The sequence below is a fragment of the Streptomyces sp. WAC06614 genome (assembly GCF_003949795.1).
Lineage (GTDB): Bacteria > Actinomycetota > Actinomycetes > Streptomycetales > Streptomycetaceae > Streptomyces.
This window is the reverse complement of the sequence record NZ_RPRY01000820.1, coordinates 1-204: the sequence shown is the minus strand read 5'-3', so window position 1 is coordinate 204 and position 204 is coordinate 1. Positions and strand designations below refer to the sequence as shown.

The 204-nt window shown below is 72.5% G+C and carries 1 pseudogene; it reads right to left on the bottom strand.

Features of this window, described 5'->3' with window-relative positions:
* A pseudogene (locus EF918_RS36630) lies at positions 1-204 on the bottom strand (ATP-binding protein); the annotation flags it as partial.

Here is a 204-nt window from a genome sequence, read left to right as displayed (position 1 = left end):
GCCCAGCAGGTCGTGGGGCAGGACCAGGACGGCCAGGACCCCGCCGTAGATGTTCGACTTCAGCTCGACCGCGACCCCGTGCCGCCGCGCCAGCGACGACACCACGAACAGCCCGATCCGCCCGTCCGCGAGCAGGTGCCGCACGCTGACCTGGTCCGGGTCGCCGAGCAGCGCGTTCATCCGCTGCTGCTCCTGCGCCGGCAT